The sequence below is a fragment of the Desulfonatronospira sp. genome, assembly GCA_003563255.1.
GTDB lineage: Bacteria > Desulfobacterota > Desulfovibrionia > Desulfovibrionales > Desulfonatronovibrionaceae > Desulfonatronospira.
Genome location: PWSL01000250.1, coordinates 1 through 16,513 on the forward strand (window position 1 = coordinate 1; position 16,513 = coordinate 16,513).

Below are 16,513 nucleotides of genomic sequence, written 5' to 3' on the forward strand. Positions count from 1 at the left end.
CCCATGCTGGTCCACCCGGCATAACTGCTGAAACTCTGGATGAAAGTTGGCTGCTCGTCCTCTATGTCCTGGGCCGCCTGAACCAGACAGCCCTTTTGAGATCCCCGGCACAGGGTATGAGCCTTGATGGCCTTACCCACGGCTTCGCGCATACACGAAGGTCCCGCCCTGTGCCCGGCAGCCTGGATTGCTTCCTCCACAGCTGCAAGCAGACGCTGGTGGTCAGTGGCATCGGATATGTATCTGAATACATTGGCTTTGTTGACTGCAGCCACAGCCAATGGTTCTGTGGAACGCTCCGGTGCGAATATTCTCATTGCGGAAGCATTGCGGCGCTTCAACTGGGCCAGCCATTCCAGCCCGGTCATATCCGAAAGGTGTGTGGAACAAATCACCGCACCCACGCCGCCGTCGGCAAGAATACGCTCTCCCTCACCAGCTGAACCTGCTGTGAAGATCTTAAAGCTGTCCGGAAATGCAGAGACCAGCATGGTCCGTACCGGTTCATCCCTGGCAGCCACAAGGATTCCGGGTCTTTCATCTGTTGAAGGATTAGACTCAGGGGGCATAATAGTTATGAATGGATTTCAGTTATCTGTTAATGCTTGCTTAATTTGTGTTTTATCTTTGCCGGCACACCTACTGCTATGCAGTCGTCCGGAATATCGGAAATTACCACGGCATTGGCACCGATAAAGACATTGTTGCCTATGGTTATATCCCCCAGAATTTTAGCTCCGGCACCTATGTCAACGTTGTTTCCAATTCTGGGTGCTTTTTTTTCGAGGACATTTTTTATGCCCACAGTAACCCCGTTGCGCACAACACAATCGTCCCCGAAGGAAGCATAACCGCTGATAATGATATTACCGAAGTGATCAATCCTGAAGTTGCGCCCTACAGGAGCTTCGCAGGGCATCTGTATGCCGCAGAAAACCTGCACCATCTTGAAAAGTACCTTGTAAAGAAATGAAAAAGGCAGCCGGATTATTCTGAAACGTATTCCATAGCGCCAGCGCCCCAGACGATATACCAGCATGGCCCAGAACCCCTGGGCGGTCCAGTCACCTTTATAGGTCTTGAGGTCATGGCGTACATTGCTCAAAAACATTGTTAGTCCTTTTCAGGTAAGCATTCAGGGGGTGCCGGAATCACGCCACTGGCGTGACTGGGGACAGTCCCCGCGACACCTTTTCTGCACAAAATAATCTGACAAAAGCGAAGCTGTGTGAACCTGATCAGTTAGTGTTTAGCGGGGGACAGTCCCCAGGCCTGGTGCCAGGGACTAAAACTGAGTACCCCCTGAATGCTTACCTTTTCAGGTCATACTACCATGGAATCGGGGGAGAATGCCGGCCATAGCTGGTGTCCTGCAGGGCCTGCCGGGTAAGATGGATGACTGTGCCGGAGTCCACAACCTTTTCCCGGCCATCTTTGCCTCGCAGCACATTCACTCCCATGCGCAGGGCATGCCAGCCCAGTTCCAGACCTGCATGAGACAAGACAGAAGCCAGGCCCCCATGTTTGCGGTAGTACAGGTATTCACTGCGCATTTTGAAATTCATCACCTGGGCCGAGGCCATGTTGTAGGCTTTGTCTTTTCTGGTTTTACTGCTGGCCCCGCCGATATGTTCTACTTCCGCCTCTGGAACGAAGAACACTTTCCAGCCGGCCTGCTTGGCCCGCAGGCACAGATCAGTCTCTTCGTAGTATATATAAAAACGCTCATCAAAAAAACCGATGTCTTCCAGCATACTTCTTCGCAGAAACATAAAAGTTCCGGGAACCCAGTCCACTTCCTTGACCTGATCGTGGGCAAAGCCTCCGAAGTCGTGCCTGTTGAAAAAGGATGACCCGGCAAAACGACTGCTTAGCCCGCTCAGGGTACAAAAATTGGAAAACCATGTGGGAAATCGTCTGGCAGAGGGATTCAGACTGCCGTCAGGATCAACTATGCGCCCCCCGCATACTCCGCACCCGGGGTTTTGCCTCATGAATTCAGCCGCCCTGGAAATAGCCCCGGGCTTCACAAAAGCATCCGGATTCAACAATAAGATATACTCCCCCTGAGCCAGGGCAAAAGCCTGATTGTTGGCTGCTGCAAATCCGAGATTTTCTTTGTTGGCCGTCAGGATTACCCGGGGAAATTCCTGAGCCACCATTTCCGCGGAACCATCCCTGGAATCGTTATCTACAACAAATACTTCAAATTCCAGGTTAGAGCTGTGCTCAAAAAGGGCCTCAAGACATTTTCGCAAAATATCCCGGGTATTATAGCTGACAATGACTACGGAGATCATAATAAAAATCCTCTTTATTCTTCCTTGCCTCCGAAAAAATACTCCACCCTGCGTCTTTTCAGCTCCGGTTCCAGTGTTTGAACATCAGTTTCTCCCCCTGAAAAAGTCTGACCAGCGCTTGATGATAAAGTGCCCCAGCATGCGCATGTCCTCCCACAGGGAGCGGTGGTGGCGGTAGTACAGTTCTTCCACCCGTTCCAGGTCCGCATCATTATCCTGCTCTCTGAGATCAGCATAGGTAATGGCCGCTGGAAAAGCTCCGGCATCAGGCTCATTCATATCCTGGGCAGCCTGGGACTGTACCGTCCGGGGTCTGTGGCCGCAGAGCCACAGGCGTCCGTAAAAGGCCAGCAGAAAGTGAGGATACCTGTCCAGGCCAAGGGCCATGAAAATTCTGTCCGAAATACCGTGACTGACTTTTGCCTGGGTATAAAGAGGCAGTTTCAGCACTCTGCCGTTTCTTCCCTGTACCTCTTTGTGGGTAAACCTGCTGCCCTGCACCAGCTTCCAGCCGAACAGCAGGGCAAAAGGCAGCAGCTGGGTCAGGGCGATGACCCCGGCGGCCATCCGGCTGAAAAGGGATTCGAGTATGTCTCTGAAAGCAGGCAGGGACTGCACCTCACTCACCATCCATGGGTCCGGAATAGTTACCACGGCCTGGCTGTAAGGGTCTATGACTGTATTGCCGAAAACGATCTTGGATCGTATCTCCATGCCCTGGCCGATGAAGGTGCCGCTTAGTATCACTGAATCGGAAATTTCGCTTTGACGGTCAATCAAGACATGACTTCCCACCACCGCATTGGGTCCAATGCTGGTCATGGGGCTGATGCGGCAGTCGTTGCCGATGATTAGGGGGGCGCTCAGAGTGGCTGTGGGCGGGGTAATGACGTTATACCCGATAATGACGTTGTCTTTATCATAATACCCGGGCTGGAGATAATTCTGAACTTCTCCCTGTACTAAACTCATGTTTATTTCATATAAGTCTTTAAGACTTTCAAGGGGTACAATCTCGCGTCCCAGAGACTCGAACTGATCCGGTTGATGCGTGCTTAAGTCTGTCTGACCTTTGATCCAGGCCTCAAGAAATGCAGGGTCCCGGCTTAAAACGCATAGAGCTCTGCCTTCATTTATGTAAGCCAGGGTTTTTCCAGACTCAGGGTGCCGGGACTGCATGCCGGTTTTGCGGGGAAAGGCCGGACCAGTCACGTGCATGAGACCTTGTAAAAGGTCGTCTGATGAAAAACGCTTTAAAAAATGCACCGGGTCATTCTGGTTGCGGTGAAAGCCGTAAGTCACCTGCAAACCCCATGACTCGCCGGAACCTACATACTCCTCAATCTGTTTTGCACCGTCATCCAATACTAAGCGAATATCCAGGATGTGCATATCCGAGCACCATTCCAGCCAGTATTCCAGGAGTGGACGGTTGCCCAGGGGCAACAGGGCCCAGGGAACCCGGTTTACCGGAGCCGCCCAGGGTGCAGGCACACCGGTATGGATCACGGCTTTCACTCAACCACCCGCAGAGCTTCTTCGGTGGTATCAAAAATATCAAAAAGTTTATAGGCCCGGGTGATTTCAAAAACAACCCGCACTTCTTTTCTAAGGCCGGCCAGCTTGATTTCCCTGCCCTGCTCAGAACTCTTTTTCAGCAGTGCTATCAAGGTGCCCAGACCTGCACTGTCCATAAACGTAAAACCTGAAAGATCCAGGATCAAAACTTTAAGATCATGACTTTCTGACAGAATTCTATTAAATTCTTCTCTGAAAGGATCGACATTTGAGGCGGTCAGAGTACCCTCTGGTACTTCAGCGATGACCACCCCTTCACTGGGATTGGATGTCTGCATAAGTATTCTCCCTACAGGATAAGTGTTGTTCATCAGAAAAAATAAGTGCGGGACTGTCCCCGGGCCGGTTATCTGTTAATTGTTAATTTTTAATCGGCTGGACATTCAAAAGTTCTGCACAAGACACTCTGTATGTCATTTTTATAAATTTTGTATCTGTTGGGCAAAACCTCTTGGCTACATTTGAAAATAAAACAACAAGTTGTTCCGAAATCTGTGTTCAGCGCTTAATAAGCACCTTTTCCCGAAAGAACTGCCGGAATGGTCTTGAGGATTATCCACACGTCGGTGGCTATGCTCTGACTGTGGATATACTGCAGATCCAGCCGGACCTGGTCCTTAAAAGGTATTTCAGAACGGCCCTGGATTTGCCAGAAGCATGTCAGGCCGGGCTTTACATGCAGTCTTTTACGTTCTTCCAGGCTGTACTGGGCAACTTCATCCGGAAGGGGAGGCCGGGGACCCACCAGAGCCAGATCTCCCCTGAGAACATTGAAAAGCTGCGGCAGTTCGTCAATGCTGAAGCGCCGGATTATGCGCCCTACCTTTGTTACCCGGGGATCCTGCCTGACCTTGAAAATTACGCCATCCTGGGATTCATTGCTGTCCATGAGTTCCTGCCTTCTCTGGTCGGCATCCCTGTACATGGAACGAAATTTGTAAAAAGGAAAAATCCGGCCATTTAAACCCACACGGCTCTGGGAATACAAAAAAGGTCTGCCATCTTCAATCATTATGGCTAAGGCTACCAGTATCAGCAAGGGAGAAAGCAGCAGCAGCCCGGCCATTACACCCAGGACATCCATAATGCGCTTGATGATAAAAAGCCCGCCCAGGCTGAGTTCCCACATGGCGACCTTCAGACGGTGCCTGGCTTTGAGGACCCTCATGTCAGCCTTGGATACAGGCAACTGCATCTCTTTGAACAGGGCTGTACGCGCCCTGAATATTTCTTCATTCATTCCGGACTCCTTAGTACTACGGCGAAACTTATGACTGACCTCCGGGGACTGGCTCTCCCCGCACTTATTTTTTCCAATAAAACCAAGATCATTTAACAAAAATAAGTGCGGAGTGCCTGTCCCCAATTGAGATACGATATTCTTTTTATAAGTTTCGCTGTAGTGTTAGTATGTCACCAAAAGTGCTACCTGCAGACAGTAAACAGGGAATGATTGGTGCCGCTGCGTTGAAAAATCATGATATCCCGGCAAAGCTGGCTCATGATTTCAAGGCCCCTGCCTCTCTCAGAATCTAAAGGATTTCTGTCCATAATGGATTTGACTGAAACATAGTTCCATTCTTTACCGGCATCAAGAAAAAGTATCCTGCAGATTTCATTGTTTAGACTTATACTCAGAAAAAAGTCCTGGTCCTTAGGCAGGCCAGAATGATCAATGATATTCATTCCGAATTCGTGGACCACCATGCGTACCGCCCAGCTGGAGTTTTCGGGCCAGTTCAGCTGCAGAAGAAGCTCCTGGATATTTCTGGCACAATCCTCTACATGGACCGGGCTGCATTGCACCCGCCCGGACCACAGGCTGTTTTCCGGGTCTTTATGATAAATGGTCAGAATGCTGCAGTCATCATTACTGATGTCGCAGCCCTGCTCCTTTATCAGATCCACAATACGGCCGGCTGGATTCAGAGCCTGAGACACCTGACTCGAACCGACAATCTCCTGCAAATCCACTGGCCTGCATTTTTTTTCAGCAGCAGTCTTGTGAGACTCCACCAGGCCGTCCGTATACAGAACAATACTCATGCCCGGCAAGGCTGGTATTACTATTTCATCGGAGGTGTGGGCGATATCTGCAGGAGCAATGGCCAGACCTACTGGATAAACCCCTTTTTCAAGGTTAACATCAGAATCATGGGGGTACAGCACTGCCTGGGGATGGCCGCAACTGATGCAGCGCCAGACTGAATCCTCTGGATCAAAAAAGCCCATGAACATGGTTGCGTAATACTCCGGCTCGTGGACATACTGCAAAAAGCGCTGATGAATGACATTGCACACAGCTGCCGGACCCTTTTCATGCATGGCTTGAACTGTCTCTCCGGCCAGGACCCGCAAAAGCATGGACAGCATGGACGGGGCTACCCCATGGCCTGCAACGTCCCCTATGATGACGCAGACCTTGCCCCCGGAAAGGCTGAAGACATCAAAAAAATCCCCACCCACGGAAATATGCGGCTCGTATGCGCTGTAAATCTCCATTTGAGAATCGATATAAGGGTCCATGGACAGAACCTTGCGTTGCAGCGCTCCGGCAACATTCAGTTCCTGCTGGATTTTCTCCTGCCATTTTAAAAGCTCCATGTTGCTCTGCTGCAGTTCCGACAGGAGCAAGAACCTTTGCTGCTTGATTTGGTAGAGCTCCACAGCCTGCAGCAGGGTAGCTCTGAATTCCTTGACTACCTGAATGGGTTTGAGGATATAGCGGTACACCTCTCCCTTGTTTATGGAATCCACGATCTGGTCCAGGTCAGCTGCACCGCTTAGAACCATGCGCACTATATGCGGCTTACGCTTGCGGACTTCTTTTAGAAAGGTCATGCCATCCATGACCGGCATTTTTACGTCCGAAACAACGACATGCACATCTTCAGCCTCGATTACCTCCAGGCCCTCGGCAGCTGAGTTTGCAAAAAACTTCCCATAGGGTTCCCGCAAGAGAAAACGCTTCAATGAATCCAGGATTTGTATTTCATCATCCACAAACAAAATATTGATGTTTTCTATCCCCTTGATTTCCCGGGGGTCTATAGACTCTTGCATATTCTGACTCTGATTTATTGTATCAGTTTATTGTAGATAGTTGATAACTTTTAACTTCTCTTATGCCTGACCGGCAGAACAATGTGAAAAGTGGTGCCCTGCTGCTCATCACTCTCCACGCTTAAAGACCCATTGTGTTTGCGTACAATGATATCATACGAAATGCTCAGCCCCAGTCCTGTCCCCCTTCCGGTGGGTTTGGTGGTGAAAAAAGGGTCAAAGATACGTCTGAGGACTTCTTCTTCGATCAAGGGTCCATTGTTGGATATATCACAATATACATAGTCTTCATCAGACCAGGTACGCACTTGAATTTTGCCTGGCCGCGGCATCTGAGTATCTTCCAGGGCCTGAGCCGCGTTAACTATAATATTTAAAATCACCTGGTTGATTTCGCCAGGTATACATTCTATTTCCGGGATATCCCCAAGTTCGGTTAGAACCTCTGCATGGTTCTTGTAATTATTGTGAGTCAAAACCAGTGTATCTTTAACCCCCCTGTTCAGATCAAACAATATAAATTCCTCTGCAGAATCATTCCTGGAAAAATTGCGCATACTGTCAACGATCTTTGCAATACGCTGAAATCCATCCCTGGACTGTTCAAACAACTTGTCCAGGTCGCTCAAAACAAAATCCAGGGAATATTTTTTTTCAAGTTCATAGGCCTGGGACAAAAGCCTGTCCTGTTCACTTGAACCCGGGTCGGCCTGAAGTGCCTGCTTGTAGCTTTGTATAACCTCAACGATAATCTGGATCTCTTCCTGCAGTGTTTCAAAATTCATGGACACAAACCCCACGGGATTATTGAGCTCGTGGGCTGCGCCTGCAGCCAGCTGTCCTATGGCCGCCATTCTTTCTCCCAGAATCAGTCTCTGCTGAACCTCCCCGAGTTGGCGACTGCGCTCTTCCACTTTCTGCTCCAGGGTGGCGTTCAGTTGGCGCAACTCATTTCGGCTCTTGCGCAGGGACTCTTCCATGCGCTTCCTTTCGGTAATGTCTCGCTTGAATCCGCAAAGCCCAACTATATTGCCATCTGCATCAAATATTGGAGTCTTATAGAATTCCACCCATGTTTTCCTGCCTTGTTCCTGGATCAAGTCTTCCCAGTTCATTTTATCACCGCTCTGCATTATTCTGGCGTCCTGACGCACATACCGCCGTCCCGTGGATTCCGGCCAGACATGCAGGGCATTTTTACCCAGGATATCTTTCCGGGACAGACCGCTTTCGCGGCAAAAGACCTCGTTAACAGCCAGGTAATTCCCTTGGGTGTCTTTGAGCCAGGCTGAAAAAGGAAGGTTGTCCAGCAAGGCCTTCTGCTGGGCCTGAACCAGCTGCAGGGACTGTTCGGCCTGCCTGCGCTGCAGGGCCTCCATGCAGGCCCTGCATGCCCTGGACAACATCAATGTAATATGTTTGAGTTCTTTTAAAAATACAGGGTCAAGGGCCTTCTTGCGACCCAGGACGAGCATTCCGAAACCGGGAAGACTGAAGCCGTAATACAGGCCCTGTTCACGCTCCAGTATCTCCACAAAATCACTTTGTCCCTGCCCGGAAGCCTTTTGAAAAAGCGAACTAGTCAATTCCTCCCATAATGGCTGGTCCTGCATAACCCTGGGCAATACCAGGCTTGTATGCAGACCTTGAGCATCTTCCTGGACCACGCCGACCAGGCTGCAGTTGAGTTTACGCAGGAAAATTGGAAGAGAATTCCTGAGCAATACTTCCAGCTCAAATTCTCCGCTGATGGACAGAGCCATTTCCAGGACAATTTCCTGATGCAGTTGATCTTTCAAACATTGCCTCGATGTATGTCAGCGCTTTGCATGTGGCACGGGGACTGTCCCGCAATAATTTTTCCAAGGCCAACAGCAGAAATTTGTTCATCAGAAAAAAAATAAATACGCAACTGTCACCTGCTTTCCTTAAAAGCAAAACAGATACTCTGCCGGCAAGGACATAGCTTCAGACCTCCCTGAATCTCTCCAGAGTCTCTATAAACTCGTCCTCGCATTCCAGGAAGACGTCCACCAGGGTGGGATCAAAATGCGAACCCTTGCCGTCTCTGATTATGGCCCGTGTCTTTTCATGGGAGAAGGCGTCCTTGTACACTCTTTTGGAGGCCAGTGCGTCATAGACGTCTGCTACAGCCAGGATCCTGGAGGCAAGGGGGATATCCTCTCCGGCAAGGCCGTCCGGATACCCTGATCCGTTCCATTTCTCATGGTGATACCTGGCGATATCCGCGGACATCCTCAGATAATTGGCTTTGGGATTCTGCTGGATGGTGCTTTTGAGGGTATCGTAGCCGATGGTGGTGTGGGTTTTCATGATCTCAAACTCTTCCTCGTCCAGTCTGCCTGGTTTGAGGAGGATATGGTCCGGTATGCCCACCTTGCCGATATCGTGCAGGGGACTGGTGGAGTAAATGTCGTCGATGAAACGCCGGTTTACGATATCCTGATACATGGAATTGCGCAGCAGAAACTCGGAAACAATACGGCAGTAACTCTGGATTCTTTCTAAGTGCAGCCCGGTCTCGGGATCCCTGGTCTCGGCAAGTTTGGCCATGGCGAATATGACTGTGTCCTTGCTCTGCAGACTGAAGATACGCTCGCTGGCTTTAAGTCTCACCAGCAGTTCAGACTTATCCACCGGCTTGGTAAGGTAGTCGTCCACTCCGGACTCGAATCCCCGGATCAGGTCGGTGGAATCATCCCTGGAAGTAATCATGATAATGTAGGTGTATTCATCCCCTTCAGAGGCCCTGACCCGGGAAATGAGCTCCAGTCCATCCATTACCGGCATGTTCCAGTCCGTGAGAATGATCCTGGGACGGTGCTCGTGCCAGAGCTTCAGGGCTTCCTTGCCGTCTGCAGCTGCAATGGGCTCATACCCTGTGTTCCTGGCGTACAGGGAAAGAGTCTTGCGGCTTATCTTGTCGTCTTCAACAACCAGTACTTTCATAAGACCTTTTGTATTTTTTGTGTGCAAACCTGTTAATCTCTGGTCATTAAGCCCGGGGGATCATCTGCCATGACCAGCTGAATGTAACGCCCCGGTCTTATTCCCCTGCCTGCAACTCAACTTCCTGTGTCTGGAAAAACGCCCTGGCTTCCGCCTCGAACCTCTGGGCCTCCCGTTGCAGAAGCTGCATCTCTTTATGTGCCTCCTGCCAGTTTTCCTGCCGGGAGCTGTGCATGATATTGGCGCAGTGCAGCCTTATCCTTTCCGCGCCAGTATACCCGGCCGAACCTTTGAGCTTGTGGGCCAGCCTGTCGGCATCACCTGCCTCGTGCCTGGCCAGGGCCGCCTGAATATGCTCCGGCTCCACCTGGAGGTCGCTCAAGAAGTCCTGCATTATTTCCGCAGCGATTTCCAGATCCTGTTCATACCTGTCCATAAAATCCCTGGTATTAAATACCTGGTACTCATCATGCCCTGGCGGCTGCCCGGAATCCTCTTCTGCCCCGGCCCTTTCATCCCGGCCTTTCCCGTCCTGCAGGTCAAAAAAGCCGGCCGGAAGGTGCTTCTTAAGCATTGCCAGCAGCTCAATCTTTTGCACCGGCTTGGCGATATAATCCGTCATGCCGGCACTCAGGCATTTTTCCCTGTCGCTGGGCATGGCGTTGGCGGTCAGGGCGATTATGGGAATTCTGGGATTCCGGGATTCTGGAATTGAGGGATTTGGGGATTTAGGGATTTGGGAATTTAGGGATTCAGGGATTGAGGGATTTGGGGATTTAGGGATTTGGGGATTGGGGGATTCTAAGATTTCCTCTGCAACCTCCACTCCAAGATCTTTGTCCTCTGTCCCCTGCTCCATGCTTCTTATCCGCCGCGTGGCTTCCAGTCCGTCCATGACCGGCATCTGGACATCCATGAGGACCAGGTCGAAAGAATCCTCCTGCATCTTTTCAAGGGCTTCCTGTCCGTTTTCAACAGAAACCAGGCCGCCTGCAGTGTCTTTGAGCATGATCTGCACAGATCTGCGGTTGATATGGTTGTCATCCACCAGAAGTATCCTTGGGCCTGCACCTGCAGCAGGCCCGGCCTGCACTTCATGCGCATTCTCCTGCCTGACTGGTGCGGCAGGCTGCAGTGGCCTTTTGTTATCCCCCTTGCGTCCATGCAGGCACGCCTTTATGCCTGCAAGAAGGTCCTCGCTGTTGACGGGCTTGGGCAGATATGAGTCAAACCCTTTCTGAAAAAACTCACCAGAACTTACCTGCCCCCAGAGCGAACTAACGGCAATAAGCCCCATACCCTTTTCCTGGTCCTGCTCCCTGATCCTGCTGGCCAGTTCGATACCGTCCATGCCCGGCATGGCATGATCAACAAGGGCAAAGTCAAAGCTTTTCCCCTGCTGGTGGTTCTGGTTCAAAATATCCAGGGCCTGATATGCGTCTGCCGCACTCTCATGCTCCACCCCCCACTTCTCCAGGTATCCGGCCAGGATTTTACGGTTGATGGCATTATCATCCACTATCATGGCCCGCATTCCGCTCAACTCACTGTCTTCAATGAACTCCGAAGCATCGTCTGCATAGCCTATATCCAGCTCGAAAAAGAAAGTCGAGCCCTCCCCCTCCCGGCTCATGACCTGCAGATCGCCGCCCATGAGCCGGACAAGGCTCCTGCTGATGGCCAGTCCCAGGCCGGTCCCGCCGTGCCTGCGGGTGGAAGAGTAGTCCACCTGGGTAAAATGCTCGAAGATCTTCTCCTGCATGTGCACGGGGATGCCCACCCCTGTATCCTGCACCGATATTTTGAGCCGGGCCTTCTCCTCACCTGCTTCTGCAAGACTCACCTGCACCAGTATATAGCCCTTTTCGGTGAATTTGACGGCATTGCCCACTAAGTTATACAAGATCTGCCTGAGACGCAGATTGTCCCCCCGCACCCTTCTGGGAGCCTGCAGGTCGTAGTCCACCAGCAGTTCCACCTCTTTGCTTCTGGCCCTTTTGGTCAGAAGCAGCATGACCCTGGAAATTTCCCTTTCCAGGTCAAAATTCTGCCGGGTAAGCTCTAACCTGCCAGCCTCGATCCTTGAAAAATCAAGGATATCGTTTATGATGTTCAAAAGAGACTCCGAGGAAATGGCGGCCATGTCCACGTATTCTCTCTGCTCCGGTCCCAGGCTGGTTTCTTCCAGCAGGCTCATCATGCTCACCACACCGTTTAAGGGCGTTCTTATTTCGTGGCTCATGTTGGCCAGAAAATCGCTTTTGGCCCTGGAGGCCTCCTCTGCTGCATCCCTGGCCCTGATGATCTCCTTTTCGTAATTTTTGCGCTGACTTATATCGGAGTAAACCGCAAACCCTCCGGTAATGTTTCCATCCACCAGCACCGGACCGCCCTTAAGCAGGACTTCCCTTGGCTCGCCGTCCCTGGAATACCTGGTGCACTCCATCTCCACCTTTTCCCCTGCAAGTATCCTGTAGGCCCCGTAATGCGTCTCTTTTCCCTCAGGATCCACCACATCTATGATATTTCTGCCCCTGACCTCTTCCAGGTCATGCCCGAACATCTCGGTAAAACGCGTGTTGACGTTGAAAATTTTGAGGTCGGCGTCAAAATAGACCATTGCGTCGCTGGTGTTGGTAAAAAGAGACTCGAACTGGGCCTTCTGGGTCAGAAGCTTTTTTTCGGACCTTTTGCGCTGGGTAATATCCCTTAACTGCTCCACCACCAGGTGAACACTGCCCTGGGAATCGAAGACCGGCTGGGAAATGCACTCCAGATACCTGTCATATTCCGGCAGGTATTTTTCTTTGAAGCCCTGCCTGCCGGTTCTGACGGCCCGGGCCGAGGTACACGAACTGCAGGGCACTGACCTGCCGATGAGTTCGTAGCATTTTCTTCCTTTCACCTCCTCTGGCGTAAGACCCAGAAAATCATACCCGGCCCGGTTGTACCTGATCATGGTATGATCCGGTTTTTGAATTCCTATGATGTCCGGGATGGAATCCAGTGTAGCTTCCAGCAGGGCCTTGGAGTTGGAAAGCTCTTCCTCGGCCTGCCTGCGCTTTTCCACTTCCAGGCAGGAGCGGCAGGCCCTGGCCAGCATTGCAGTCAGGGGCAGCAGTTCATTGATGAGAAATGGCTCGAAACTCCTGGATCGCGAAAGCACCAGGATACCAAAGTCCTGCAGCCTGAAAGCGTAATGAAAGCTGTCCTGTTCCTGCAGCAGCAACCAGTCCTGAAAGCCGTCTGTATCCGCTTCCCGGGCAAGCTGCTGCAGCATAGCGGCAAAATCCTCATTTCTGGACATGTACCTGGGCAGGCACAGTACTATGCCTTTGTCATCTGCGGTATTGACCACGGCTGCAGCAGTGCAGTCCAGCTTGCGCAGAAACTGCGGCATGCACTTCTTGAGAAGCTTCTCCAGGTCGAACTCGCCGCTGATGGAAAGGGCCAGTTCCAGCAACACGTCCTTGTAAAATTCATTCTGCATGGGGATCTCCCAGTATCCCGGCCACTGCTGTCTTGTTGTAGAATTCCAGGTAGGCATCCCCGGTATTGGCTATCTCTCCGATGGTCAGGGCTCCAAAGGTGGTCAGTCCGCAATCAGCCGCCTGCAGCTCCTTTTTAAACTCCTCACCCATGAAAAGGACCCTGGAGATACAGTCCATAAACAGCATGCTGGCCTTGTTCGGGTCCCCATGGTAATTATTCAGGGCAATGTCCCTGGCCTGAACCGCACCCTCAATAAGAGAGTCCATGTTTCCCCGCAGTATGTATACAAAGGAATTCACAGGCACCTCCCCAACGCAGACCAGTTCATCATTTTCGGTAAAAAGAGGGTCGCGCACGATCATTTCCGCGTCCAGCTTGACTATACCCAGGGGGTGGGCCTTGGCGATGTCGAAAAAGGGCTGTTCATCAAATGACAGACCGGACTGTTCCTTTATGGCACTTTTATACACCTGAAAGGCCGGTTCCCAGTTCAGGGAGATGACCCTGTTTTTTTCGGATTCAGTCACCTTCATGGTTTTGGTTATGGGGTGCCACCCATGAGCCACTCCTATGCCGCTGCGGACTTCTGATACCCCCACCACCGCACCGTCGCCCTTGAGGCCCAGGTTGGTGAAAAGGCAGGGCTTCTGCTCAAAACTCAATGATCCGGCTCCCCCGCCGATATAGTTGGGCATAAGACCCAGGTTGTTGAAAAGCCCGTCGATAAAGGCGCTGATTCTGGAACTCAGACCGTCCACAAACACGAAAAAGGTCCTGTCCTCCACGTCAACACCCGTCAGGGCCTCATCCACGGCGTCGTCCATAACCCTGTCGTCATCGCTTAGACCCGGCACATAGAGAGACACTGTATCGTAAAAAAGCCCGGCCACAATGGTGCCCTTCTCCAGGTTTTCCCCTTCAGCAATAATCTGCGGGAAAATCCCCCCCAGCAGAGGCAGACCGCACTCTTGCAGGACCGGATCAACATTCTCCGGGGTAAAGCCATCGGCGTCACAGGCCAGGATGAGTATGGACTTCACCCGCCCGTGGTTCTGGACTTCCTGCAGCATGGACTGTAAAGACTCCACAGATCCTTCCCTGCAAACTCTGAGTATCATATTCTTACCTCCTTGCTTAGTCCCTGTCAGCCCTTTTAAGTAAAGCTGAACAGATTCATGCTTACATATATCTTTGCGGACAGTATCTGTTTCAGCGCTTTGCATGTAGCATGGGGACTGGCTCTCCCCGCACTTATTTTTAAAATGCCGTCAATCATCCTTCAGAAAAATAAGTGCGGGGGTGCCTGTCCCCTGCTTTCCTTAACAGCGCTAAACAGATACTGCGGACAAAACCCTTTTGCATCTATTGGCACAGGGGCAGACGCACAGTAAGGGTGGTGCCGGACTCTACTGAAGTCTGCATGTCAATGTTTCCGTTCTGGGTCCTGGCTATAAGGGCCGCGGAGTAGGTACCCAGGCCTGTTCCGGATTTCTTGCCGTGGGTGCTTAGCTTGTCAAAAAAGACCTCCCTTATTTCCCTGGGCACTTCACCGTGATTGTGGATTGTTATAAGGCTTTCACCAGCCTGGTGCCGCATCTTGATGCTGACCTCTTTCCCCTGCGGGGATGCCTCCAGGGCATTTTTAATGAGGTTGGAAAACATGGAGTAGCAAAGCATCTCTTCACCACAGACCATGAAGCTGAAATCATCCGGCACATCCATATCCTGATGCAGAAGTCTCACCTGAATGTTTTTTCCCCTGCTCAGGGGTTCCAGCTGTCTCAAGACCTGCCGCAGCACACGGATGAGATCAACTTTCCCGGGATCAAGCTGGTATGTCCCCTGCTCCATCTTGTACAGGTCCAGGGACAGGTTTATCATGTTCAGCAGGGTATGCCCAGATTCTTTTATGTACTGCACCAGTTCCCGGCTTTCATCGTCCAGTGCGTCAGATTCCAGGAGCAGGTCCGGTATTGCTATAATGCCGTTTAAGGGTGTCTTCATGTCGTGCCTGGTGATGCGCTCAACGTCTTCACGCAGTTGATCCAGGTGCCAGCGCCAGGTGACATCCACGACGGCTGCGACCATCCAGCCTGAAGCCACCGGCTTGAGGTAAATCTCCCAGTTTTTGTCCCCGGAGGATATTTCCAGCCTGGACTGCTCCCTGGCTTCAAGTAAATCACCAGCATTGCCTTTACTTTTGATAACTTGGCGTACCTCAGGGGGGAAAAATCTGCCCTCCAGGGCCGCCCCCTGCCTGTATCCGGCCCTGCCTGCTTCCGGGTTGGCAATCTCCACCCTGTGATTTTCTGTGTCCAGAAGCATCACCGGAAAAGGCATGCCCCCAAGCATACCCTCCATGGTCCTGCGCTGCCGGTCCTTTGCTTTTTTCCTGCTGATCACCCTCAGACAGCGCTGCAGCACTTCCAGAAGCTCCGCCGGAGCCACAGGCTTGGACACAAATTCGTCCAGACGCAGGGCTATGGCCTTTTTCAGGTTGTCTATGTTGTCAAAGGAAGTGGAGAGTATGACCACCGCTTCCGGATCCTGCTCCCGGATGGCTTCAGCCATTTCCAGGCCGTCCATGCGCGGCATTTCAATGTCGGTGATGACTATATCGGGATTGAAACGTGAAAATGCGTAAAGCCCTTCCTGGCCGTCCCTGGCCTGATGGACCTCTTTTACCCTGGGCCCAAGCATCTGGGTTAAAAACTCCAGAGTAAAACTTTCGTCCTCCACGCAAAGAACCGAGACATCTTTTAACTTCAGGTCTGCTTCCATGTCAGTAAACATTGTACGCTCGCAATAACACTCCAGCGAAACGTATAAAACTTTTCAACCTGTCTAAATCGGGGACAGGCACCCCCGCACTTATTTTTCTGAAGGATGGTTGACAGGTTTTAAAAATAAGTGCGGGGAGAGCCAGTCCCCGGAGGTGAATAAATAAGTTTCGCTGTAGTGATAAGTTAGTCTTGATTGCCCTGGTCCCGGTATTCCAGGAGTTTATGCAGTTCCTGCAAAAGCTCTTCCCAGGCCCGGCTGACCCCTTCCAAGTCCTTTTCTCTGGCTGCCAGATCCAGCTCACTGGATTTTTGTGCCGCCCCGGCGAC

The 16,513-nt window shown here is 51.4% G+C and carries 12 protein-coding genes; all 12 read right to left on the minus strand.

Annotation, left to right across the window (positions count from 1 at the left end):
* Window positions 1-569, minus strand: a 569-nt coding sequence (locus tag QZP87_RS07250) for a hypothetical protein (RefSeq protein WP_291322253.1), incomplete at its 3' end; no start/stop codon positions are given.
* 29 nt (window positions 570-598) lie between these two features.
* Window positions 599-1,111 (minus strand): serine acetyltransferase, encoded by a 513-nt coding sequence (locus QZP87_RS07255; protein ID WP_291322254.1) that lies wholly within the window; start codon window positions 1,109-1,111, stop codon window positions 599-601.
* Between the two features lie 217 nt (window positions 1,112-1,328).
* Window positions 1,329-2,300: a glycosyltransferase family 2 protein gene (locus QZP87_RS07260; RefSeq protein WP_291322255.1), complete on the minus strand. Its 972-nt coding sequence runs from the start codon at window positions 2,298-2,300 to the stop codon at window positions 1,329-1,331.
* Window positions 2,301-2,384: 84 nt separating this feature from the next.
* On the minus strand, window positions 2,385-3,818 hold the full coding sequence (locus QZP87_RS07265; RefSeq protein WP_291322256.1) for an NDP-sugar synthase: 1,434 nt from the start codon (window positions 3,816-3,818) through the stop codon (window positions 2,385-2,387).
* Window positions 3,815-4,156 carry an STAS domain-containing protein gene (locus tag QZP87_RS07270; RefSeq protein ID WP_291322257.1) on the minus strand — a complete coding sequence of 114 codons (342 nt, stop codon included), beginning with the start codon at window positions 4,154-4,156 and terminating at the stop codon, window positions 3,815-3,817. Before QZP87_RS07270 ends, QZP87_RS07265 begins: the two co-directional genes overlap by 4 nt.
* Before the next feature lie 227 nt (window positions 4,157-4,383).
* Window positions 4,384-5,118 (minus strand): sugar transferase, encoded by a 735-nt coding sequence (locus QZP87_RS07275; RefSeq protein ID WP_291322258.1) that lies wholly within the window; start codon window positions 5,116-5,118, stop codon window positions 4,384-4,386.
* 185 nt (window positions 5,119-5,303) lie between these two features.
* A complete protein-coding gene (locus QZP87_RS07280; protein ID WP_291322259.1) occupies window positions 5,304-6,941 on the minus strand; it encodes a SpoIIE family protein phosphatase in 1,638 nt (545 codons plus the stop codon).
* Window positions 6,942-6,991: 50 nt separating this feature from the next.
* Window positions 6,992-8,740 carry an ATP-binding protein gene (locus QZP87_RS07285; protein WP_291322260.1) on the minus strand — a complete coding sequence of 583 codons (1,749 nt, stop codon included), beginning with the start codon at window positions 8,738-8,740 and terminating at the stop codon, window positions 6,992-6,994.
* 169 nt (window positions 8,741-8,909) lie between these two features.
* The gene (locus QZP87_RS07290; protein WP_008871076.1) at window positions 8,910-9,911 is read right to left on the minus strand and encodes an HD domain-containing phosphohydrolase; all 1,002 of its coding nucleotides are present in this window, start codon (window positions 9,909-9,911) and stop codon (window positions 8,910-8,912) included.
* Between the two features lie 97 nt (window positions 9,912-10,008).
* Window positions 10,009-13,401: a response regulator gene (locus QZP87_RS07295; protein ID WP_291322261.1), complete on the minus strand. Its 3,393-nt coding sequence runs from the start codon at window positions 13,399-13,401 to the stop codon at window positions 10,009-10,011.
* Window positions 13,391-14,521, minus strand: coding sequence for an FIST N-terminal domain-containing protein (locus QZP87_RS07300; protein WP_291322262.1), 1,131 nt, complete (start codon window positions 14,519-14,521; stop codon window positions 13,391-13,393). The genes QZP87_RS07295 and QZP87_RS07300 overlap by 11 nt, the downstream gene beginning before the upstream one ends.
* A gap of 244 nt (window positions 14,522-14,765) precedes the next feature.
* Window positions 14,766-16,196 (minus strand): response regulator, encoded by a 1,431-nt coding sequence (locus tag QZP87_RS07305; RefSeq protein ID WP_291322263.1) that lies wholly within the window; start codon window positions 16,194-16,196, stop codon window positions 14,766-14,768.
* Window positions 16,197-16,513 lie beyond the last annotated feature (317 nt).